The organism is Oleiphilus sp. HI0125, from assembly GCF_001635355.1.
In genome coordinates this window covers 1-1,374 of sequence record NZ_LWGF01000883.1, presented here as the reverse complement: position 1 = coordinate 1,374, position 1,374 = coordinate 1, and the positions used below count along the sequence as shown (strand labels likewise).

At 46.4% G+C, this 1,374-nt stretch carries 1 protein-coding gene; it reads left to right on the top strand.

The features are described from left to right. A partial coding sequence (locus A3762_RS15180) for a FimV family protein (RefSeq protein WP_304439289.1) occupies positions 1-1,374 on the top strand: 1,374 nt, incomplete at both ends.

Below are 1,374 nucleotides of genomic sequence, written 5' to 3'. Positions count from 1 at the left end.
GCCAGTCCGTGAACCGTTCATTAACTTTCTTGTTGAAGTAATTTGGCCAAGCGGTCGTTTATTGCGTGAATACGCTTTGTTGATCGATCCGCCAGTTTTCGCAGAAGACAAACCTGTCGTTGCTAGCCCTGCAGCCTCTCAACAAGCAAAACCGCAAGTTTCTGCACCTGCATCCGTTGAAAAAGGAGATAACTTGGCAGTGCGTTCTAGCGTGAAACCGAAAGCCGGTGCCTTGGCTGGTAACGAGACGTACGGGCCAACTAAATCAACAGATACGCTTTGGGATATCGCGACAGGCATTCGTCCAGATCGGAATGTTAGTCCGCAACAAGTGATGCTTGCGATTCAGGATTTGAATCCTGACGCTTTTATTGATGGAAATATCAATAAGATGAAAGCGGGCCAAATTCTGCGCTTGCCAACGCGCGATCAAATGACATCGCGTAGTGCTTATCAGGCGATCAATTCGGTTATTGAGCAAAATGCTGCTCTAAGAAAGCCAAAGACCAAGACTCCGACTTCTTCCTCTAAACCTTCAACTCAATCATCTCCGAAAACACAAAAGCCTGCGGCGAATCAGGATCAACTTAAGCTAGTTGTTCCAGATAAAGATTCAAAAGCATCTGATTCAGCGGGTTCAGATCCTCAAGGTTCAAACGCTACTGGTGTGTCTCAGGGTGAAATGAATATTGCTCTGGAGCAGCTCGATAAAGCGAATCTCGAGAACGAAGAGTTAAGCGGTAAGGTTGATGCGCTTGAAGAGCAACTTGAGACCCTTCAGCGCATACTTACGCTAAAAAATGATCAGCTAGCGAGCTTGCAGTCGCAAATGCGTGCAAGTGAATTAGACGCTGCGCAGGCTGAGGTTGATGGTGAGCAGGGTGCTTCTCAAGAATCAGTTGAAGAAACCGCAGAAGTTGCTGAAGTCATTGTTGAGCAAGTAAAAGAAACGGTAGTTCTAGATGAAGATGGCTCAGTGATCGCTGAGCAAGTTGAGGTGACTGAAGTCGTTGCAGAGATTCAAGTAGAAGAAGTAAAACCTGCGGAAGCTGCGCCTGCTGAAGCTCCAGCACCAGTTAACTTTCAAGAAGATTTGCTGAACAAGCTTATGACTAACCCTCTATACCAAGCAGGTGTGGCGGGTATCTTGATTCTTCTATTGATTGCGTTGTGGTTGATTTCCAAGTCGCGTGCGAAGCAAGAATCTGATGACTATGAAGAAGAATATGAGCCGGTTGAATCTGATGAGCCTACTGAACTTGAATCGGCTGATGAAGAGTTAGAAGAACCTGCTGCAGTTGTCAAAGAAGAAGCGGAAGAAGAGTCTGTAGAGGAAGATGCGCCTGCTTCACCAGAAGAGGACGTAATTGCAGA